This window comes from Microbacterium sp. (assembly GCF_017305435.1).
GTDB lineage: Bacteria > Actinomycetota > Actinomycetes > Actinomycetales > Microbacteriaceae > Microbacterium.
In genome coordinates this window covers 205,305-225,881 of the sequence record NZ_JAFKIP010000005.1, presented here as the reverse complement: position 1 = coordinate 225,881, position 20,577 = coordinate 205,305, and the positions used below count along the sequence as shown (strand labels likewise).

The window sequence follows — 20,577 nt, the reverse complement described above, 5'->3', positions numbered from 1 at the left end:
GCAGCCCGGGCGCCCGGCCCGAAGTGCGAGATCAGTCGTCGACGACGGTGACGGTCACGTCGATGTTGCCGCGCGTCGCGTTCGAGTAAGGGCAGACCTGGTGCGCCGCGTCGGCGAGCTGCTGGGCGACGTCGTGCGGCACCTCGGGGATGTTCACCTCGAGCTCGACGGCGAGACCGAACCCGCCCTGCCCGTTCGGGCCGATGCCGACGCGCGAGCCGACGCTCGATCCCTCGATCGCGATCTTCTGCGCACGGGCGACCGACTGCAGCGCGCTGTGGAAGCAGGCCGCGTATCCGGCGGCGAACAGCAGTTCCGGGTTGGGTGCGCCGCCGGCGCCGCCCATCTCCTTCGGCACGCGCACGTCGGTGTCGAGGATGCCGTCGGTCGTGCGCACGTGCCCGTTGCGGCCGCCGCCGGTCGCGAGCGCTTCTGCGGTGTAGAGGATGTCCATGGGGGTTCCTTTCGTGGAGGGGGCGGAGGACGTGGAGGCCGGGGAGAGCGGAGAAGACCGGTTCACGCGGCGGCGCGCAGGTCCGCGGCGAGCGCGCGCATGTTCGCGGTGATGGCGCCGAGCTGCGCGAGCAGGTCGGCGAGATCGCGACCGCTGTCGACGAAGGCGGGCACGAGGCATCCGGCCGCGGCGATCACCTCGCCGTGGATCGCCGACCCTTCATCCGTGAGTGACACCCGAACGATGCGTTCGTCGGTGTCGTCGCGGCGCCGCGCGACGATCCCGCGCTGCTCGAGGCGGCGCAGCAGCGGCGACAGGGTGCCCGAGTCGAGGCCCAGCTCGTCGCCCAGCTCGCCGACCGTGCGCCCCCCCGCCGCGAGCACGATCATGGCGAGGTACTGCGGGTAGGTGAGCTTCCAGGGCTTCAGCACTTCGCGGTAGGCCTGCGTCGTGGCGTGCGACGCGGTGTACATCGCGAAGCACACGAAGTCGTCGAGCGTCGGAGTCGGGGTGGTCACATTCGAAGCATTGCACACAATTCAATTGTGCACAATTAAACTCACACGGATGCCGCGCCGCCCGTCACGGTCGGCGCCCGAAGAGGTACCCGCGCTGGTCGAACCCGATGACGACGAAGCCGTCCTCGCCGAGGCCGCCGAACGCGTCGCGCACCCGGTAGCGCCACTCCAGCGCTTCGGCGGGATCGGTGAGTCGCAGCGCCTCGATGTCGTGCGGCACGGCGACGGAGGTCACGACCTCGCGCTCGGCGGGCACGGATGCCGGGGCGGCGAGCGCCCACGACACCATGAGACGGTCCGACTCGTCGCCGCGGTTGACCGCGTCCTCCATCGCTCCGTAGTGGTCGACGAGGTACTCGGTGACGCGCGCGCCGAGCACCCGCAGGTTGAAGTGCGCGTTGCGCGCGACGAGCGGATCGAACGTCCACGTGATGTGGCCGACGTCGCGCGCGAACGCCCACGCGCGCTGGTGCTGCTTGAGCAGGCGCCCGAGCCCCTGCGAGCGGTACGCCGCGAGGACTCCCGTGATGTGCGAGTGCATCGAGCGTGCCGCAGGCGCCGCGAAGAAGGCGACGGATGCCCCGATCATCCGTTCGTCCTGGCCCGCCGTGTCGTACAGGGCGACCGCGTAGTTGCCCGAGTGCGCGAGCGCGCGCAGCATGTTCGGCGGCATCCCGCCGCGATCGCCCCACACCTCGTCGAGCAGGGCGGATGCCGCGAAGACCTCCTCGACCGTGTCGAGCGGACGGATCTCGATGCCGGCCGGCATCCCTTCGCCGGGAATCGCGTCGGCGGGATCGGTCGCGGGAGCGCTCATGCGCCCACCCTACGCGGCGGCCTCCAGGTAGCGGATGACGGCGAGGACGCGGCGGTGGTCGTCGGCATCCACCTGCAGCCCGAGCGCGTCGTAGATGTTGGAGGTGTGCTGCACGACCGCCTTCTCGGTGAGGAACAGGGTCGCCGCGATCGCGGCGTTGCTGCGGCCCTCCGCCATGAGGGTGAGCACCTCGACCTGGCGCGGCGTGAGTCCCGCGACGACCTGGTCGCCGCGGCTCGCGCGTGTGACCATCACGGACACGACCTCCGGGTCGAGGGCCGTGCCGCCCGCCGCGACGCGGCGGAGGTCGGCCGTGAACGTCGTGACGTCGGCGATGCGCTGCTTGAGGAGGTAGCCGAACCCGCCGCGATCCTGGCCGAGCAGCTCCGAGGCGTAGCGGCGCTGCACGTACTGCGACAGCACGACGACGCCGACCGCCGGGTGCGCGTGGCGGATCCGCAACGCCGCGACGAGACCCTCGTCGGTGTACCCGGGCGGCATGCGGATGTCGGTGATCGCGAGATCGGGGCCGTGTCGCGCGACCTCGCGCTCGAGCTGGGCGGCGGTGCCGACGGCAGCGACGACGTCGAACCCGTCGCCCGCGAGCACGTGCCCGAGGCCCTCGCGCAGCAGCACCTCGTCCTCCGCGATGACTACACGCACGGCAGTTCCACCCTCACCCTCGTTCCCTCCCCCGCAGGCGAGGCGACATCGATCGCGCCGCCCAGCACGTCCACCCGATCGACGAGACCACGGAGCCCCGAGCCGCGGTCCAGCCGCGCACCGCCGACGCCGTCGTCGGCGACGTCGATGCGCAGGCGCCCGCCGTCGATCCACAGCCGCACGTCGACGCGCTCGGCCCGCGAGTGCTTGACCGCGTTGGCGAGCACCTCGGCGATGACGAAGTAGGCCGTGTGCGTCGTCGCGGGCGAGAGCTCCGCGCGATCGATGTCGGATGCCAGGGTCGCGGGCATCCCGAGGCGGTCGACGAGATCTTCCGCGGCGGCCGTGAGACCCTGCTCGACGAGCGTCGCCGGGATGACGTCGTGGACGAGACGGCGGAGGTCTGCCGCCGCCTCGTCGATGCCGCGCCGGAGCGTCCCGAGCGCGGTACTCACGGGTGGCGTCGCGTCGACGGAGTTGGCGATGGTCTGCGCCCTGAGCGCGAGCAGGACGAGCTGCACCTGCAGCCCGTCGTGCAGGTCCCGGGCGATGCGCGCGCGCTCGCGGACGGCCGCTTCGACGAGGCGCAGCCGCGACTGGACGAGCTCCTCGTTCGTCGCGAGCAGCTCGGCGGTGAGCCGCTCGCGATCGATCGCGATCGCGAGCACTTCGCCGGCGCGGCGCACGGCACCGGCATCCCCCGTCAGCCGCGTGTCGTAGCCGATCGCGCCGACGAGCCGGCCGTCGACGCGCACGTCGATCCAGGCCCGGGCGGCGTCGTCGGGGTCATCCGGAATGCGGGCCGCCGGCGCGCCGGTCTCGTCGACGTAGCCGCCAGCCGGCTCCGACCAGTAGACGACCCGCAGCGAGTCGTCGCCGAGGGTGGATGCCAGGGCCCGCTGCGCGGCCGGACGCGCGGGGCCGCTGATGGCGAGCCACGCGCTGAGCGCCTCGAGGGCGGTGGTGCGCTGGAAGCCGCCGCGGAGGACCCCGACGAGGAACGCGAGCGGCAGGCCCGCGATGAGGACGAGCTGGACCGCGACGCTCACCGCGCGGTCCGCCTCCAGCAGGCGCGTCAGGAGCGGAGCCAGGGGGATCGCGAGGACGGCGAGGATGCCGTAGAGGAAGAGCGGCAGCAGCACGCGCCGGTGGCGCGGGTCGGCCGCGATGAGGCGCCGCACGAGGATGACGGCGGTGAGGGTCATGACGGCGAGGCCGACGATCGTCTGGGCGAGCTGCACGAACTGCTCGGCGTCGGCCGCAGCGCCGGGCAGGGCGGCGCCGGACGGGCTGGAGCCGGACGAGGCATCCTTCGCCGCCGCGTGCGCGAGGAGCGTCGTCGCGAGATCGCCGACGATCGCGAGGACGTAGGCGGTCACGACGGTGGCGATCGAGGCCGCGCCGCGCAGACGCCCCGAGGGGAAGGCGTGCAGCAGGTGCACGGTGACGGCGAGGACGCTCGTCGCGAAGATCGAGCTGATCACCTCGAAAGCGGGCACCTGCATGTTGGCCATGCCGCCGAGGAACACGCCGACGCTGCCGACGACGAGGAGCGGCCCGATGCCGTTGCCGGGGCGGCGCACCCACGCGACGATGCCCGCCCCGAGCCAGATCCAGAACAGGATGGTGAACGCGCAGACCGCCCAGACGACGACGTCCATGCCGACCGCGATTCCCGCCGCGATGCCGACGCCGAGCTGCGTGCCGCCGAGCAGGATGCCGAGCGCCGCCACCGCCGCGAGGGCGCGCTCGAGCGAGCCCGCGCCGCCCCCGCGGAGGTGCGCGGGGGTCGGGCTCGTGAGCGGCGAGATCGGCCCGTGGGACGTCATGGCACGAACCTACTCGGCGCGCGCCGCGGCCTCACCGGACCCAGGTCGCGTGGTCGCGCGCCGGTCGGCCCGCTCGACGCGACCCAGGTCCCTTCTGGCCGCCCCCGGCACCCTCGTACCTTCTCCTTAAGACGAGAGAAACAGGGAATGCCATGACGTCGATCATCAGGATGCGGCGGTCACGGCGCGTGGCGCGCGCGACCGCCGCCGCACTCGCCGCGGCCCTCATCGCGGCGGGGGCCACGGCGTGCACGGGCGGCGCACCGGGGCCCGGGCCGTCCGCACCCCCGACCACCCCGATCGACGTCGGCGAGGCCCCCAACCAGGACGCCGTCGCCCTGTACACCGATCGGGACGCAGCGATCGCGGCGGCGCTCGAGAAGCTCCCGGGACACATCGAGGACGCGATGACGCGCTCGAAGGTCCCCGGGGCGCAGGTCGCGGTCGTGTCGGGCGACAAGACCGTCTACACCGGAGCCTTCGGGGTGAAGGACGTGACGACCGGAGACGCGGTCGACGACGAGACCCAGTTCCTCATCGCGTCGATGTCGAAGCCGATCTCGGCGACGATCATCGCGAAGGCCCTCACCGACGACCCGAGCCTGTCCTGGTCGACGCCCGTGCACGACCTGCTGCCCTCCTTCGAGATGGGCGACCCGTACGTCACGACGCACGCGACGGTCGGCGACTACTTCGCGCACCGCACCGGCATCCCGACCGGCGGCGGCGACGACCTCGAGGACCTCGGCTTCGACCGCGACTACATCCTCGCCCACCTGAAGTACATCCCCCTCGCACCCTTCCGCACGACGTACCAGTACTCGAACTTCGGCCTCACGACAGGCGCGGCCGCGATCGCCGCGGCGCGCGGCGAGACGTGGGAGCGGACCGCGAAGGAGCTCCTCTTCGACCCGCTCGGCATGACCTCGACGACGACGACGCACGCCGAGTTCCTCGCCGCGACGAACCACGCCGTGCAGCACGCTCGCCTCGGCGACGACGACTTCGAGCCGCTGTTCGACCGCGATCCGGATGCCGAGGCGCCGGCCGGCGGCATGTCGTCCACCGCGACCGACGTCGCGAAGTGGATGGCGATGGTGCTGGCGAACGGAGAGCACGACGGCGCCCCGTTCATCGACCCGGCACCGCTGACCGAGGCGTTCTCGGCGCAGATCGTGAACTCGCACAATTCGGCGCTCGACCAGCGCCCCGGGCATTACGGCTTCGGCATCAACGTGGGATCCGCCGTCGGCGGCCGCGTCGTGCTCAGCCACTCCGGCGCGTTCTCGATGGGCACGGGGACCGCGGTCTCGCTCGTCCCCGATCTCGATCTCGGGATCACCGTCCTCACGAACGGTGCGCCGATCGGCGTGCCGGAGGCGATCAACCAGGCCTTCCTCGACGACGTCATGTACGGCACGCAGACCCGGGACTGGGTCGACGCGTTCCGTGCGCGTCTGGAGCCGTTCAACCACCCGGTCGGCGATCTCGCCGGACAGACGGCTCCCGCAGGGGCGACGATGGCCGGCCCGGCATCCGACTACGTCGGCACGTACACGAGCCCGTACTTCGGCACCCTCACGGTAACGGAGCACGCGGGCGGACTGCAGGGGGCGCTCGGCCCGACCGGCGGGTACACGTTCGCGATCACCCCGTGGGAGGGCGACACGATGGCGTTCGAGCCGACGGGTGAGAACGCCCCGGTCGGCTCGCTCTCCTCGGCCGTGTTCGCGAGATCGGGCGGCGCGGTGACGGGCGTCACCCTCACCTACTTCAACGGGTACTCGGCGGTGCCGGACCCGTCCGGGCTCGGCGTGTTCACGCGCGTCGGATGAACGGGTGCCAGGTCCCGGCTGGGGAAAACGGGGCCTGGCACCCACTTCTCCCCGCCCTCGCCTCCCCCGCCACCGAGCGCCCGCGCGATACCGTGGCCGCATGAACGCGCGACACCCCGTGGCATCCACGACCGATCCGACCGGGGACCGCGACACGCGCTTCTTCGGGCAGCCGTGGGCGCTCACGCACGTGTTCGGCGTGGAGATGTGGGAGCGTTTCAGCTTCTACGGCATGCAGGGGATCCTCGCGATCTACCTGTACTACTCGGCGACGCAGGGCGGGCTCGGGGTCGAGCAGTCCACCGCCCTGTCGATCGTCGGCGCCTACGGCGGCGCGGTCTACCTCTCCACGATCCTCGGCGCGTGGGTCGCCGACCGCCTCCTCGGTGCCGAGCGAGTGCTGTTCTTCAGCGCGATCGTCATCATGGCCGGCCACATCGCTCTGGCGCTCCTCCCGGGATTCCTCGGTGTCGGCGTCGGCCTCGTTCTCGTCGCGATCGGTTCGGGCGGACTCAAGGCAACGGCGACGAGCGTCGTCGGCACGCTCTACGCCCCGGAGGACGTGCGGCGGGATGCCGGGTTCTCGCTCTTCTACCTCGGCATCAACCTCGGCGCGTTCGCCGGCCCGCTCCTGACGGGCCTCCTGCAGTCGACGCTCGGCTTCCACTGGGGATTCGGGCTCGCGGCCGTCGGGATGGCGCTCGGACTCCTCCAGTACTCGTTCGGGCGTAAAGGCCTCCCTGCGGAGGCGAGCGCGGTGCCGAACCCGCTGCCGAAGGAGCGCTACCCGTTCGTGATCGCCGTCGGAGCGATCGCCGTGGTCGGGATCGCGGTGCTCGTGCTCGTGAGGGTCATCCGCGCCGACAACCTGGCGATCATCGTCATCATCGCGGTCGTCGCGGCGGCGATCGCATACTTCGCCGTCATCCTCTCCAGCCGGCGTGTCACCGGCGAGGAGCGCAGCCGCGTCTGGGGCTTCCTGCCGCTGTTCGTCACGTCCGTGGCGTTCTGGTCGCTCTACCAGCAGCAGTTCACGGTGCTGACGGTCTACTCGGACAAGCGCCTGGACCGCGACCTGTTCGGCTGGGAGATGCCCGTCTCGTGGGTGAACTCCATCAACCCGATCTTCATCATCGTGCTGTCCGGGGTCTTCGCCGCGATCTGGACGAAGCTCGGCTCCCGCCAGCCGTCGACCCCCGTGAAGTTCGCCCTCGCGGCGATCATCATGGGTGCGGCGTTCCTGCTCTTCCTGCCCTTCGCCGGCGGCGGCGAGAACTCGACGCCGCTCCTCGCGATCATCGGCATCCTGTTCGTCTTCACGGTCGCCGAGCTGCTGCTCTCCCCCGTGGGCCTCTCGGTCACGACGAAGCTCGCGCCGGGGAGCTTCCACACGCAGATGGTCGCCCTCTTCTTCCTGTCGGTGTCGCTCGGCACGGCGATCGCCGGCCAGCTCGCGACGCTGTACGACCCCGAGGACGAGGTGCCCTACTTCACGACGCTCGGATTCGTCGCGATCGCGGTAGGCATCCTGCTGCTCGTCTCGGCGAAGCCGGTGCTGCGGCTGATGCGTGGCGTGCGCTGAGGTCGATTAAGTCCGGCGTCACATTCACGTCGAGAAGAGGCCGTCGGCCGTATCCTGGCCCGGCATCGGTCGCATCCGGCCGCGGCCTCGAGGAGGAACCCATGCCCGTCGCCACCACCACATCCGGCAGTCTGCCCCGCACGCAGGCGCTCATCGACGCCAACAGGGCGCGCGCCTTCGAGGACGACGGCTTCACGCTGCGCCGGTCGCCCGAGGTCGACGCGCTCACCGCTCAGGCGGTCGCGGACGTCGTGGAGCGCCAGCGCGACGCCGGCATCACGCTCGTCGGCGACGGCGAGTTCGGAAAGGCGATGACCGGCGCCGTCGACTACGGCGCCTGGTGGGGGTACTCGTTCCAGCGGGTCGCCGGGCTCTCGCTCACGGAGGTCAACGCGTTCAACGAGCCGCCGGTGGAGTCGTCGCCCGGCAACGTGCGCCTGACGAGCTTCCTGAACCGCCGCGACCGGCAGCTGTTCCCCGCCGTCTACGCCGAAGCGGTGGAGGCCGGGCGCACGGCGACCGCGTTCCCCACCACGACCGGCCCGCTGTCGTACCGCGGGCAGGATGCCGTGGCATCCGACATCCGGAACCTGACGGCCGCGCTGCGGCCGGGCGAGCAGGGCTTCCTCACCGCGATCGCTCCGGGATCGGCCGCGCGCGTGCGCAACGAGCACTACGCGAGCGACGAGGAGCACATCTTCGCGTGGGCGGACGCTCTGCGCGAGGAGTACGCCGCGATCGTCGAGGCGGGCCTCATCCTGCAGCTCGACGACCCGTCGCTCGCCGAGAACTTCGACCAGATCACTCCCGAACCCTCCATCGCCGACTACCAGGCGTTCACGCGGATCCGCATCGACGCGATCAACCACGCGATCGCGGGGCTGCCGAAGGAGCGGGTCCGCCTGCACCTCTGCTGGGGATCGTGGCACGGCCCGCACACCACCGACATCGAGCTGAAGGACATCCTGCCGGTCGTCCTGCAGGCGAACGTCGGGGCGATCTCGTTCGAGGCGGGGAACGTCCGGCACGAGCACGAGTTCGGCGCGTGGGCGGAGACGTCCGTACCGGACGACCTCGTCCTCGTTCCCGGCGTCGTGAGTCACGCGACGAACGTCGTCGAGCACCCCGAGCTCGTCGCGCAGCGCATCCGCCGCTTCGCCGACATCGTGGGGCCCGACCGTGTCATCGCGTCGACCGACTGCGGCCTCGGCGGGCGCATCCACCCCGACATCGCGTGGGCCAAGCTCGCCTCGCTCGGCGAGGGCGCCCGGCGCGCCTGACCGGCCGGCCCGGAGTCCACGCCCTCAGCGGCGGCGGCGATGGACGGACTGCGGCGTGAGATACGCCGACAGCCCTTCGATGCCGTACTCGACCCCGAGCCCGGAGTCGTGGCGTCCGCCGAACGGCGCGTGATGGTTCGACGCGAAGAAGTTGATGCCGATCGAGCCGGTGTCGATGCGGCGGGCCACGTCGAAGGCGGCATCCTCGTCGCGCCCGAAGACGATTCCGCCGAGCCCGAACGGGGTGTCGTCGGCGATCGCGACGGCCTCATCGACAGACTCCGCCCGGAGGATCGTCAGGACGGGACCGAAGATCTCCTCGCGCGCGATCGTCATGTCGGGACGCACGTCGGCGAAGACGGTCGGCACGAGGAAGGCACCCTCGGGGAACGGCGCCGGGACGTCGCCGCCGCTCACCACGCGCGCCCCTTCGGCGATGCCGGAGCGCACGTACCCGCGCACACGATCGCGCTGTGCGTACGAGGCGAGCGGGCCGAACACGGTCTCCGGGTCCAGCGGGTCGCCGAGCCGGGCGGCACCGACGGTCGCGGCCGCCATCTCGACGACGGCGTCGTAGTTGGCCTCGGTCGCGATGATCCGCGTCGAGATGTAGCAGGTCTGACCGGTGTTGCGCAGGCAGCTGCGCACGAGGATCCTCGACATCGCATCCAGATCGGCGTCCGGCAGCACGATGGCCGATGACTTCCCGCCCAGTTCGAGGGTGACCGGTCGCAGCAGCTCTCCGCAGATCGCCGCGATCCTCCGCCCCACGGGCGTCGAGCCCGTGAAGGCGACCTTGTCGACGTCGGGATGGCGCACGAGGGCGTCACCCGTCTCTGCGCCGCCCGTGACGAGATTGACGACGCCGGCGGGAATGCCCGCCTCGGCCGCTGCCTCGACGAGGAAGCGGATCGACAGCGGCGTGGTGGGGGCGGGCTTCAGCACGACGGTGCATCCGGCCAGCAGCGCCGGCGCGAGCTTGATCACGACGAGGTTGATCGGGAAGTTCCACGGTGCGATCAGGGCACAGACACCGATCGGGTCGCGCGCGACCACCGTCTCGTCCGCACCGTTCGGAAAGACGCGAACATCGGACCGTTCGAGGAACCAGGCCATGTCCGCGAACACGCGCAGGATGCCGGCGGCGTTCGCCGCGGCGCCGCCGGTCTCGGCGAGGGGCGACCCGTTCTCGAGCGAGTTCGTGATCGCCAGCAGCTCGGCCCGCCGCTCCACGGCATCGGCCATCCGGCGGAGGGCCGATGCGCGCTCCGACGGCGGCGTCGTCGCCCACCCCGGCAAGGCGCCGCGCGCGGCCGCGACCGCGGCATCCACCATTGCGCCGTCCGCGTCGGGCACCGAGCCCCAGGCCACCCCCGTGGCCGGATCGACGACGGGCGTGCGTGCCTCCCCATCGGCGGGTCGGGCGTCACCGCCGATGAGGAAGTCGTGGACGTGCCGGTACGGCAGCCGCGCGGCGGCGTGCTCGTGGGAATCGCGCATCGTGGATGCCTCGTGGGCCGTTGCTGCGTCGATCACGTCAACAGGTCCGTCTTCAGCAGCGCCTCCGACCGGGCGAGGTCGGCTTCGGCCATCTGCACCGCCGCATCGGTGAGCAGTTCGGGAACGATCTCGAGACGGAGGCGCCGGGTGTACTCGGCCGGCGTGAGCGAGAACCAGCCCGAGGCCAGGGCGATCCCGGTGGGCGTGAACCGCCAGAGCCGGTCGGCATCGCGCACGAGCGAATCTTCCAGCGAGCGCGAGACGGGGCGGGTGTCGTGACCGTCGATGATGTCGGTGACGCGCGTGACGAAATCCTCGTCGTACCCGAGCCCCGGCAGCACCTCTCGAGCGATGTCGCAGCCGTGACGCTCGTGCTCGAAGCGGATGTCGGCTTTACGCCAATCACCCGTGAAGCCTTCGGACACGATCTTGGACTCGTCGACCCGTGCCCAGCCGGTGTCGTGCAGCAGGATCGCCACGCGGACGACGAGCGCGTCGGCCGCGGGGTACGCGTCACACAGCCGCTCGGCGAACGCGAAAGAGATGGGGAGGTGGATGTCATTCGATCGCGCCCGCGACTCGGTGACGATCGCCCGCCACAGCGGGTCGAGATCGTCGCATCCGGCCGCCGCCGCGATCGGCGAGGTGTCGACGGGACTCAGCGCGGGAAGGGTCATACCGGCTCCGATGCTCGGGCGAGGGAGGATGCGACGTCGGGTGCGGGCGCCGCGTCGACGACGGACTGCTTGAGGGGGACGGAGGTGTCCGCGGCCGCCGCCGCCGGGATGGTCAGCCCCTTGGCGATGGCGGAGCGCACCGTGAGGAACTCGACCGGTTGGTTCACGCAGTCGGCGGCGATGAGCCGACCGGCGCGGTAGTAGAGGACGGCGAACTTCTCAGCGTCGACGTCTCCGCGCACGACGACGTCGTCGTATCCGGTCGACAGACCCGCGATCTGCAGCTTCAGGTCCGACTGATCCGACCAGAACCACGGCACCGAGCGGTAGGCGGCCTCTTCTCCCATGAGGGTGGCGGCCGCGATCTTCGCCTGCTCGAGCGCGTTGTTCACGCTCTCGATGCGCACGAGCCCCGCGACTCCGAGCGCATACGGGTTCGGCATGATCGCGCAGTCGCCGGCGGCGACCGTGCGCCCGTCCGAGGCTCGGCATGCTTCGTCGACGACGATGCCGGCGGCGACCTCGAGTCCCAGCTGATCCGCGAGCTCGGTGCGCGGCACGACGCCGATGCCGATGACGACGAGGTCCGCCGGGATCACCTCCCCGCTCTCGAGCTGGACTCCCGTGACGCGGCCTCGTTCGCCCGCGACGTGGCCGTCCTCACCGACGATGCATGCGATGCGGGCATCCAGGACGACGCGCGTGCCCCTGCGGCGGTGGGCAGCGAGGTAGAACGCGCTCGTCTCCTCCGCCACGACCCGGCCGACAAGGCGCGGAGCCGCCTCGAGCACGGTCACGCTCTTGCCGAGCCCCCGCGCGACAGCGGCGACCTCGAGGCCGATGAAGCCGCCCCCGATCACGACGATGCTCTCGACGGCAGGGAAGATCCCGCGCAGATCGATCGCGTCATCGGCATCGCGCAGGTAGCGCACGCCCTGATAGTCGGTGCCCTCGAGGAGCAGTCGGCGCGCGGCCGCGCCGGTCGTGAGCGCGAGCCGCTCGAAGGCGAGCGCCCGACCGCCCTCGGTGGTCGCGACGCCTGCCTCTCCCGTCCGATGGACCGTGACGACGCGGTCGCCGGTGATCAGCTCGATGTCTCGGTCGGCGAACCATTCCCGCGTCCGCAGGATGACGTCGTCTGCTTCGAGCTCGCCCTTGATCCATCCCTTCGACAGCGGCGGGCGCTGATACGGGCGATGGGCCTCGTCGCCGATGAGGGTGATGGGGGCGAGCTCGCCCCGCTCGCGGAGCGTCGCGGCCAACTGCACGCCCGCTTGGCAGGCGCCGACGATCAGGATCGGCCCGCCGGTCACCGCGGGGCTCACAACTGCTCCCTCGGGGTGGTCACGTGGTACTCGCACCCCTCCGTCAGGGCGATCTGGCACGACAGACGCGAGGTGTCCTCACGGTCGACGGCGGTGCCGTAGAGCATCTCGTCCTCGAGGTCACCCGGCCCGCCCACCTCGGCGAACGTGGCCGGCGCCGCGAACACGTGGCAGGTGGCGCACGACAGGCTGCCGCCGCACTCGCCGACGATGCCGGGGACCCCGTTCCGGACGGCGGTCTCCATGACCGAGTCGCCGACGCGGCCGGCGATGGTCGTGACGGTGCCGTCGAAGGCGGTGTAGACGACGGTGCTCATCTGCTCTCTCCTGGGTGGGCGCGGGTGGTGCGGGTTCGGTGCGTGGGGCGGGATTCAGAGGAACTGGCGGCCGCCGTCGACGACGAGGGTCTGTCCGGTCACGAACCCCGATGCCGGTCCGGCCAGGAACATCACCGCACCGACGATGTCGACGGGCTCGATGGCCCGCGCGATCGCGCCTCGGTCGACGCCGTACTGCGCGGCATCCGGGATCAGCCCCAGACTCGCCTCGGTGAGGGTGAAACCGGGTGCGACCGCGTTGACCGTGACGCCTCGGGCACCGAGTTCTTTCGCGAGCACGCGGGTGAGGCCGATCACTCCGGCTTTGCTGGCGACATAGTGCGCCCACTGGGCGGAGCCGCTCATGACGGTGGCCGACGAGACGTTCACGATCCGCGCACCGTCGCCGAGGTACGGCGATGCCGCCTTGACGACCTGCCACGGGCCTTTGAGATTGACGGCCATCACGCGGTCCCACTCGGGCTCGTCGATCTCGTCGAACGGCGCGCGGGTGAGTGTCGCGTAGATCGCGGCGTTGTTCACGATGACGTGGATGCCTCCGGCCCCCGCCGCGTCGGCGGCCTCGGCGAGCGCGCGGGCCGACGAGGCATCCGTGACATCCACGGGGACGGCGATCGCCCGGCCGCCTGCGGCCTCGATCTCGGTCGCCGCGCGGGCCGCGCCCGCCGCATCGATGTCGGCGACGACGACGAGATCCCCCGCCGCCGCGAAGGCATCGGCGAAGGCCCGCCCGAGGCCCTGGGCGCCCCCGGTGATCACGACCGTGCGCGCCGTCTTCTCGTTCGTCATCGCCGTCCCGTCAGTCGAGGATCGTCACGGTGCCGTGGTGGCCGTCGACGCGCACCCGCATGCCGGTGCGGATCTCGACGGACGCCGTTCCGGTGCCGGTCACGGCGGGCATGCCGTACTCGCGGCACACGATGGCGGCGTGGCTCATCATGCCGCCGATGTCGGTGACCGTGGCCCGGATCTTGCCGAAGATCGGCCCCCAGCTGGGCGCGGTGACGGGGGCGACCAGGATCTCGCCGTCCTGCACCTCGGAGAGCTGTTCGGCGCTCGAGATGACCCGGGCGGGGCCCTCGGCGACGCCGGGAGACGCGGCCATCCCCTTCAGGGTGCCCTCGGGGACGTCGCCCTTGCCCAGCCAGTTGGCGATCTGGTCGTCGGTGATGCCCCAGAGCATGAGGGTGAAGGGCTCCGTGATCACCGCCGGCGGCGTGTTCAGCGCGGGCTGCGGACGCTCGGTCTGGAGGGCCGCGACGATGCCCCGGCGACGCTCGACCTCGTCGGGCCAGTAGTCGGGACCGATGGCCGGGGCACCGACCATCCAGCCGTTGACGTAGTCGAACAGCGCTTCGCGCACCTCGTCGCGGCGCAGGTAGAACATGTCCTGCGGCTGCGTCCAGAAGCCCGCTCCGTGCAGCACGGCGGAGAGCTGGCGCGCCTTGCGCCAGAACACGCCCATCGTCCAGTGCTCGATGTAGAAGTTGTGGTTCTCGACGTACGGGTACACCGTTCGAGCGAGGCCCAGCTTGCCGCGGAAGGTCTCGAGCGTCTCGCCCGAGAGCAGCTCGGCGTACTCCTCCGTGATCCGGTCGCGCTCCGCGACGAGCTCGTCGACGTGACGGTCGATGTCGGCGCCGGAGAGCAGGCGGTCGATGTAGCCCTTGACGAACGCGAGCGGTTGGCTCGGGTTGTCGCGCCAGTACTCGTCGTGGGCGTAGAAGCCGTTGCCGGTCGTGAAGTTGAACCAGGGGTCCTGCGCGTCCTGCCAGGTGGAGATGAACTCGGCGCCGGCGGGGTGGGCGCCGATGGCCGCAAGGGTGGCCTCGGCATCCGACACATCCGCGAACAGGCTCACGAGGTCGTCACGCACCGCGATCTTCGCGAGTTTCTTCAGCTCGTCGTCGGGACGGAACAGCTCCATGTCGACGCCCTGCACCATCGTGGCGATGGCGAGGTCGGAGATCCGCGGGAAGACCTCCTTGCAGAACATGAAGAGGTCGAGGTAGGCGACGTAGCCGAGGTTCAGGAACTCGAAGTGGTACTGCCACGCGCGGTAGGCGAGCGTGATGAGCCGGTCGTAGTTCTCCAGCAGCTCGCTGGCGGGCCCCACGCCCTTGCCCGAGAGCACGTCGTCGACGGGGATCACGTCGGGCAGCGCCGAGAAATCGAGCGCCTCGAGCTCGGCGATCGTGCCCTTGAGCTTCACGTGCCAGTTCTCGAGCAGGTTCTCCCAGTTCTGGAAGTAGTGACCGGCGCGCTGCATGAACTGCGGCACGCGGGCCTCGATGTGCTCGGGGTCGACGGCGACCGGCGACATGAACACGTACCCGTTGTGGATGCGGTACTCGATGCCGTTGGCGGTCGGGATCAGCAGCTGACGCGCGTTGTACTGGCCGAGGCATCCGACCGCGAACTCGAAGCCGATCGTCTCGAACGGCTTCGTGACCGTCGGCCAGTGCTGACTGTCGCAGAACCAGAACTTCCGCTCCTCGACATCGCGTCGGTTCTGCTGGAAGACCAGGTTGTAGGCGTAGAGATCCTGCCAACCCTCCGCGCCCGCGGGGGCGGCCAGCTCGTAAGGGCTCGGGAAGGAGCTGCGGCCGACGGCCGGGCTCTCGGTGACAGTGGTCGCCTGTGACATGTCGTGCCTTTCGGGTGTATTCGGGTGGTGGTGCGCGATTCGGGTCGTGCGGGTCTGGCGGTCTGGCCGGTCTGGCGGTCAGCGGCCGATCTGGGCCATGAGCGAGCGGGTGATGCTGTCGATGCCGAAGCCCGACGTCGTCGTGGCGGGAGCCTCGGCCGCTTTCGCCGCCCAGACCGTCTCGGGGCGCGATTGCAGCAGCAGCAGGTTCTCGCCCTCGGGCAGCGCGCGGTCGATCGCCCACTCGATGTCCTGGGGCGATCCGAAGTGCTTCTCGGCCCGCTTCGCGATCTCGGCGATGCGGCGCACTTCGGCGTCGCTGAGGCATCGGATGCCTCGCCGCTCGGGTTCGACCTCGCGTTCGGCGACGCCGCCGGTGCCGTCGGGCACCAGCTCGATGTGCTTGTCGCCGATGTGCTCCGCGCTGACGGCGAGCATCACTTTGTCGACGTGCAGGTTGTCGGGCGTGACGGTCCCCGAGACGACCGTCTCGCCGAGTCCCCACGCCGCGTCGATGACGATCGTCGAGCGGTCCCCGTTCGACGGGTCGAGGGTCATCGCGACCCCCGCGCACCGCGCGTCGACCATCTTCTGCACCGCGACGGCCATCGAGAGCCCCTCGTCGGGGATCCCCGCCTTCAGGCGGTAGACGATCGCGCGGGACGTGTAGAGCGACGCCCAGCAGCGGCGGACGTGCTCAGCCACCGCGGCACGCCCGTTCAGCCACAGATAGGTGTCCTGCTGACCGGCGAAGCTCGCGTCGGGCAGGTCTTCGGCCGTCGCGGACGAACGGACGGCGACCGGCTGCGGTTCGCTGAAGCGCGCCTGGAGCGCGGCATAGGCCTCGTCGAACTCGGCGTGGATCTCGTCCGGCACCGGCCGCGAGACCATCAGGTCGCGGATCCGCGCCGACACCTCGTCGACCTGCGTGACGTCGTCGGCGTCGAGTCCGGAGAGCAGCGCATGGATCTCGTCCGAGATGCCGGACAGCTCGACGAACGCCGTGTACGCCGCCGTCGTCACGGCGAAGCCGGGGGGCACCGGCATCCCCGCGTCCGTCAGGTTCACGAGCGACGCGCACTTGCCGCCGAGGTCCTCGATGGCTGCGGGGCCGGCCTCGTCGAAGAAGCGGATGAACAGGCTCATGTCAGGCCTCCCAGGTGACGGGGACGGAGGTGGGCACGCGGAACGACAGGTTCTCGCGGAAGTCGATGTCGGCGCCGTCCTGCAGGCGCAGGGTCGGCGCGAGCGCGATGGTCTCCTCCAGCACGATGCGGTCCTGCAGCTTGGCGAGCATGTTGCCCAGGCAGTAGTGGATGCCGAAGCCGAACGACAGGTGACCGCGCGCATCGGCGCGGGTGATGTCGAAGGCGTCCGGATCGGCGAAGACGTCGGCATCCCGATTCGCGGAGCCCATGAGCAGCAGCACTCCCGCACCCTGCGGAATCGCGACGCCGCCGATCTCGGTATCCACGAGGGCCTTGCGCCGCCAGGCGACGATCGAGCCGCTGTAGCGGAGCACTTCGTCGATCGCGCCCGGCACCAGGACCGGGTCGGCGACGATGCGCTCCCACTGCTCGCGATGCGACAGCAGCACACGGATCGAGTTCGCGATCAGCGTCGTCGTGGTCTCGTGCCCGGCGAACAGCAGGCTGTAGCAGAGCGAAGCGATCTCGTGATCCGTGATCTCCGCGCCGTCCTGCTGCGCGGCGACGAGGTCGGAGATCAGGTTGTCGCCCGCATCCCCCGCCGCGATGCGCGCATGCGCCTCGGCGACCAGGCGCTGGCATTCGGCCCAGTACTCGACGAGGTTGTGCGCGTGCGGCAGCTGCTCGTCGTCACCGAGGTCGCCCCACGTCATCGCGGCACGCGAGTCCGACCAGCGCTTGTACGTGGGGACCATCTCGGGGTCGACGCCGAGCAACGTCAGGATCGTGATCGTGGGGATGTCGAAGGCGACGTCGGCGAGGAAGTCACCGGTCCGTTCGGGTGAGGCGAGCATGCGCTCGATCGCACGACGGGTGTTCTCGCGGATGGTCGGCTCGAGCGCCTTGTACCGGCGCGGCGTGAAAGCGCGCTGCGCGATCGCGCGGAGGCGCGTGTGGTCCGGAGGGATCCGAGCGGAGAGACCGGAGTAGGCCGTGAACCCACCCTCCTTCATGATGCGGGATGCCTCGGCGCCGCGTTCGCGCACCGGCGCCTGAGCGTTCTCGCTCGAGAAGGTCTCCCAGTCGTCGAACACGGCCTTCACGTCGGCGTGGCGGCTGACGACCCAGTAGCCGATGCGTTCGTCGTACATGACGGGCTCGTGCGCGCGGAGCTCGGCGTAGGCGACGAACGGGTCCTTCATCTGGAACGGCTCGTAGCCGTGATGGCGGTCCGAGCCGTCCGCGCCGCCCCCGGTCATCGCGGCCCGCAGCGCCTCGTGGTCGACCGGGCAGCCGGCGGCCCGTGCCTGGTCGGCGATGCTCTCAGCCTGGGTCGGGGTCATGGTCACTCCCTCGTGATGATCGATCTCGGCGCGATAGGGATCATTCAAGGTCGGCCGCCTTCGGGGATGAACTCGCCTTCCGCCCAGTGGAAGCGACTTGGCCTTCCGCGGCGCGCGCGGGTCGCATCGACCGGAGCGGGAAGGCACCGACGCTCTGTTCGATCCGGCGCGCGATCCCGCGCAGCGCCGGCAGGTGCCGTTCGATCGCGGCCAGGTTGTCGTCGGTGGTCACGATCCCCAGCGCCGCCCCGATCCCGCCCTCGCGCTGGAAGACCGGGACGGCGATCGACGCCGAGCCGAGCCGCACTTCGGCGTTGGTCAGCGCGTACCCCCGCTCACGGATGACGGCGAGCTCCGCGCGCAGCGCCTGGGGATCGACGTGGGTGTGCGCGGTCCGGCTCTCCAGCGGCTGGGCGAGGACGGCCTCCCTCAGCCACGCCTCCTCATAGGCCAGCAGCACCTTGCCGACGGCCGTCGCGTGGAGCGGCAGACGCCCTCCCACCCGCGAGGCCTGCGGCACCCGGCGAGATCCGTACACCCGGTCGATGTACAGCACCTCGGTGCGCTCGCGCACCGCGATGTGCACGGTCTCCTGCGTGAGGCTGTACAGGTCCTGCAGCAGGGGGCGCGCGATCTCGCGGACCTGACGTCCGGCGTGCTGACCCAGCTCCCACAGTCGCAGGCCGACCTGGTACCGCCCTTGGGCGTCGCGCTGCAGGGCGCCCCACTGCTCGAGCTCGCCGACCAGGCGGTGTGTGGTGGACAGCGCCAGCCCGGTCTCCTGGGCGATCTCGGTGAGACTCCGCGGCGCGAGAGACTTCTCGAACACCGCGAGGATCGATAGGACGCGACCCGTGACGCTTTCGCCAGGTCCCGCAGTTCCGCCCGCCATTGTGGCCCCCCTCCACGCACGACCTCGTGCGCTTCTGCTGGACGGAAGTGTAGTTGCCGCTTCGGGTACGTCGGTGCGAAGGTCCTGCCATGCGGAGGGAGTCGACGAGCACCCGGTTGGCGCGTGATGTGCACGCCCACATCCCACCCGCGGACGAGGTGCGTTCGATCATCTCCCTGCCGCCGGAGCATCGTGCGATCTGGGAGCTCGCGGCGCCACATCTCGCCGTGCGCAACAACGACAGCCACACGCTCTACGCGTATGGGATCGCACGCGCCCTCGTCGCGCGCATCGCACTCCGCGATGCCGGACTGGACGCCGAGGTGGCGCTGTGCGCCATCCTCCTGCACGACACCGGCTGGTCGACCGTCCGGAGCGACGAGATCCTCGAGGCGATCGCCCCCGGCGGGGGACGCCCCGATCTCGTCCGCCGGCACGAGATCGAAGGCGCGCGCATCGCGCGCGAGATCCTGACCTCCCTGGACCACCCGCCCGAGCGTGTCGCCCGCGTCGCCGAGATCATCGACGGGCACGACTCGCGCCCGTACGCGCTGACCCTCGAAGACGCGATCGTCAAGGACGCCGACAAGATCTGGCGCGTCACGCCCCACGGGCGAGGCATCGTCTGCGGCTGGTTCTCGCTCACACCCGAGGAGTCGCTGCGGATCACCGCGGCGCGCGTCGAGGACGCCCTGTTCACCGACGAGGGTCGCGCGATGGCGGCGGCGTTCATCGCAGCGGCATCCATCGACCTCGCGCCCGAGCGCGCCGGCCTGGTCTGAACGCCGAGGCATCCCCGATCCGGCAGAATCGAGGGATGCCACCTGTGCACCCCGCCCATCTGCCCGCCGACCACGCCTGCCTCATCGTGCACGGCAGCGACAAGCCCGGGATCGTCGCCGCCGTCTCGGCGATGATCACGCGCATCGGCGGCAACATCGTCGCGTTCGACCAGTTCTCCGACGATCACCGCGGCGGCGCGTACTTCCAGCGCGTGGTGTTCCACCGCCCCGATTTCGCGGCCGATCGCCCCGCGATCGAGGCGGACATCTCGGCGACGCTCGACGAGTTCGAGCTCGAGTGGTCGCTGACCGATCAGTCGATCCCCAAGCGCATGGCGATCCTCGCGTCGAAGCAGGACCACTGCCTGCTCGACCTGCTCTGGCGCCACCGCCGCGGCGACCTGCCAGTGACGATCCCGATGGTGATCTCGAACCACACGACGACCGCCGAGGACGTGCGGAGCTTCGGCGTGCCGTTCTTCCACGTGCCGTCGGTCGCCGGCCCCGACAAGTCGGCGTCCGAGGCCGAGATCCTGAAGCTCCTCGTCGGCAACGTCGACTTCGTCGTGCTCGCGCGCTACATGCAGATCCTCTCCCCCGACTTCCTCGAGAAGCTCGGGGTGCCGGTGATCAACATCCACCACTCGTTCCTGCCCGCGTTCATCGGCGCCGAGCCGTACCGCAAGGCCAAGGAACGCGGCGTGAAGCTCATCGGCGCGACGTCGCACTACGTCACCGGCGACCTCGACGAGGGCCCGATCATCGAGCAGGACACCGTCCGCGTCACCCACGCCGAGTCCTCCGCCGAGCTCGCCCGCCGCGGCGCCGACGTCGAGCGTCAGGTGCTCTCTCGCGCCGTGCTGTGGCACGCGCAGGACCGCATCATCCGGCACGGGAACCACACGATCGTCTTCTGAGACTGCGAGCTCCGCCAGGAATGTCCCAGA

The 20,577-nt window shown here is 70.7% G+C and carries 19 protein-coding genes; 5 read left to right on the top strand and 14 right to left on the bottom strand.

Annotated elements, in window-relative coordinates; translation table 11 throughout:
• Positions 1-31: 31 nt before the first annotated feature.
• From J0I43_RS09590 to J0I43_RS09570, 5 genes are all read right to left on the bottom strand, one after another.
• The gene (locus J0I43_RS09590) at positions 32-454 is read right to left on the bottom strand and encodes an organic hydroperoxide resistance protein (RefSeq protein WP_292862588.1); all 423 of its coding nucleotides are present in this window, start codon (positions 452-454) and stop codon (positions 32-34) included.
• Positions 455-516: 62 nt separating this feature from the next.
• Positions 517-927 carry a MarR family winged helix-turn-helix transcriptional regulator gene (locus J0I43_RS09585; RefSeq protein WP_292863245.1) on the bottom strand — a complete coding sequence of 137 codons (411 nt, stop codon included), beginning with the start codon at positions 925-927 and terminating at the stop codon, positions 517-519.
• Positions 928-1,036: 109 nt separating this feature from the next.
• Positions 1,037-1,741 carry a GNAT family N-acetyltransferase gene (locus J0I43_RS09580; RefSeq protein WP_292863242.1) on the bottom strand — a complete coding sequence of 235 codons (705 nt, stop codon included), beginning with the start codon at positions 1,739-1,741 and terminating at the stop codon, positions 1,037-1,039.
• A gap of 57 nt (positions 1,742-1,798) precedes the next feature.
• A complete protein-coding gene (locus tag J0I43_RS09575; RefSeq protein ID WP_292862585.1) occupies positions 1,799-2,452 on the bottom strand; it encodes a response regulator transcription factor in 654 nt (217 codons plus the stop codon).
• On the bottom strand, positions 2,443-4,281 hold the full coding sequence (locus J0I43_RS09570) for a histidine kinase (protein ID WP_292862582.1): 1,839 nt from the start codon (positions 4,279-4,281) through the stop codon (positions 2,443-2,445). Before J0I43_RS09570 ends, J0I43_RS09575 begins: the two co-directional genes overlap by 10 nt.
• A 152-nt stretch (positions 4,282-4,433) precedes the next feature.
• Between J0I43_RS09570 and J0I43_RS09565 the strand changes: the two genes are divergently transcribed.
• The 3 genes from J0I43_RS09565 to J0I43_RS09555 all read left to right on the top strand — a co-directional run bounded on the left by J0I43_RS09565 (position 4,434) and on the right by J0I43_RS09555 (position 8,978).
• The gene (locus J0I43_RS09565) at positions 4,434-6,116 is read left to right on the top strand and encodes a serine hydrolase (RefSeq protein WP_292862579.1); all 1,683 of its coding nucleotides are present in this window, start codon (positions 4,434-4,436) and stop codon (positions 6,114-6,116) included.
• Between the two features lie 100 nt (positions 6,117-6,216).
• On the top strand, positions 6,217-7,698 hold the full coding sequence (locus J0I43_RS09560) for a peptide MFS transporter (RefSeq protein WP_292862576.1): 1,482 nt from the start codon (positions 6,217-6,219) through the stop codon (positions 7,696-7,698).
• A gap of 101 nt (positions 7,699-7,799) precedes the next feature.
• Complete coding sequence (locus J0I43_RS09555) at positions 7,800-8,978, top strand: cobalamin-independent methionine synthase II family protein (protein WP_292862573.1); 1,179 nt, start codon at positions 7,800-7,802, stop codon at positions 8,976-8,978.
• Positions 8,979-9,002: 24 nt separating this feature from the next.
• Here the strand turns inward: J0I43_RS09555 and J0I43_RS09550 are convergent, their stop codons facing one another.
• The 9 genes from J0I43_RS09550 to J0I43_RS09510 form a co-directional block, all read right to left on the bottom strand.
• The gene (locus J0I43_RS09550) at positions 9,003-10,514 is read right to left on the bottom strand and encodes an aldehyde dehydrogenase family protein (RefSeq protein WP_292862570.1); all 1,512 of its coding nucleotides are present in this window, start codon (positions 10,512-10,514) and stop codon (positions 9,003-9,005) included.
• Positions 10,511-11,155: an HD domain-containing protein gene (locus J0I43_RS09545; RefSeq protein WP_292862567.1), complete on the bottom strand. Its 645-nt coding sequence runs from the start codon at positions 11,153-11,155 to the stop codon at positions 10,511-10,513. The genes J0I43_RS09550 and J0I43_RS09545 overlap by 4 nt, the downstream gene beginning before the upstream one ends.
• Positions 11,152-12,480 (bottom strand): FAD-dependent oxidoreductase, encoded by a 1,329-nt coding sequence (locus J0I43_RS09540; protein WP_292862564.1) that lies wholly within the window; start codon positions 12,478-12,480, stop codon positions 11,152-11,154. The genes J0I43_RS09545 and J0I43_RS09540 overlap by 4 nt, the downstream gene beginning before the upstream one ends.
• The gene (locus tag J0I43_RS09535; RefSeq protein ID WP_292862561.1) at positions 12,477-12,797 is read right to left on the bottom strand and encodes a 2Fe-2S iron-sulfur cluster-binding protein; all 321 of its coding nucleotides are present in this window, start codon (positions 12,795-12,797) and stop codon (positions 12,477-12,479) included. Before J0I43_RS09535 ends, J0I43_RS09540 begins: the two co-directional genes overlap by 4 nt.
• A 54-nt stretch (positions 12,798-12,851) precedes the next feature.
• Positions 12,852-13,607 (bottom strand): SDR family oxidoreductase, encoded by a 756-nt coding sequence (locus J0I43_RS09530; protein WP_292862558.1) that lies wholly within the window; start codon positions 13,605-13,607, stop codon positions 12,852-12,854.
• A gap of 10 nt (positions 13,608-13,617) precedes the next feature.
• Positions 13,618-15,465: a PEP-utilizing enzyme gene (locus tag J0I43_RS09525; protein ID WP_292862556.1), complete on the bottom strand. Its 1,848-nt coding sequence runs from the start codon at positions 15,463-15,465 to the stop codon at positions 13,618-13,620.
• A 78-nt stretch (positions 15,466-15,543) separates the two neighbouring features.
• Positions 15,544-16,611: a PEP/pyruvate-binding domain-containing protein gene (locus J0I43_RS09520; RefSeq protein ID WP_292862553.1), complete on the bottom strand. Its 1,068-nt coding sequence runs from the start codon at positions 16,609-16,611 to the stop codon at positions 15,544-15,546.
• A gap of 1 nt (position 16,612) precedes the next feature.
• Positions 16,613-17,956: a cytochrome P450 gene (locus J0I43_RS09515; RefSeq protein WP_292862550.1), complete on the bottom strand. Its 1,344-nt coding sequence runs from the start codon at positions 17,954-17,956 to the stop codon at positions 16,613-16,615.
• A 40-nt stretch (positions 17,957-17,996) separates the two neighbouring features.
• Positions 17,997-18,848, bottom strand: coding sequence for an IclR family transcriptional regulator (locus tag J0I43_RS09510; RefSeq protein ID WP_292862547.1), 852 nt, complete (start codon positions 18,846-18,848; stop codon positions 17,997-17,999).
• Positions 18,849-18,937: 89 nt separating this feature from the next.
• On the opposite strand from J0I43_RS09510, the gene J0I43_RS09505 reads away from it, so the two are divergent.
• Entirely contained in the window at positions 18,938-19,630 is a 693-nt protein-coding gene (locus tag J0I43_RS09505; RefSeq protein WP_292862544.1) for an HD domain-containing protein, read from the top strand.
• Positions 19,631-19,665: 35 nt separating this feature from the next.
• Positions 19,666-20,547, top strand: a complete 882-nt coding sequence (purU, locus tag J0I43_RS09500) for a formyltetrahydrofolate deformylase (protein ID WP_292862541.1) — start codon at positions 19,666-19,668, stop codon at positions 20,545-20,547.
• Positions 20,548-20,577 lie beyond the last annotated feature (30 nt).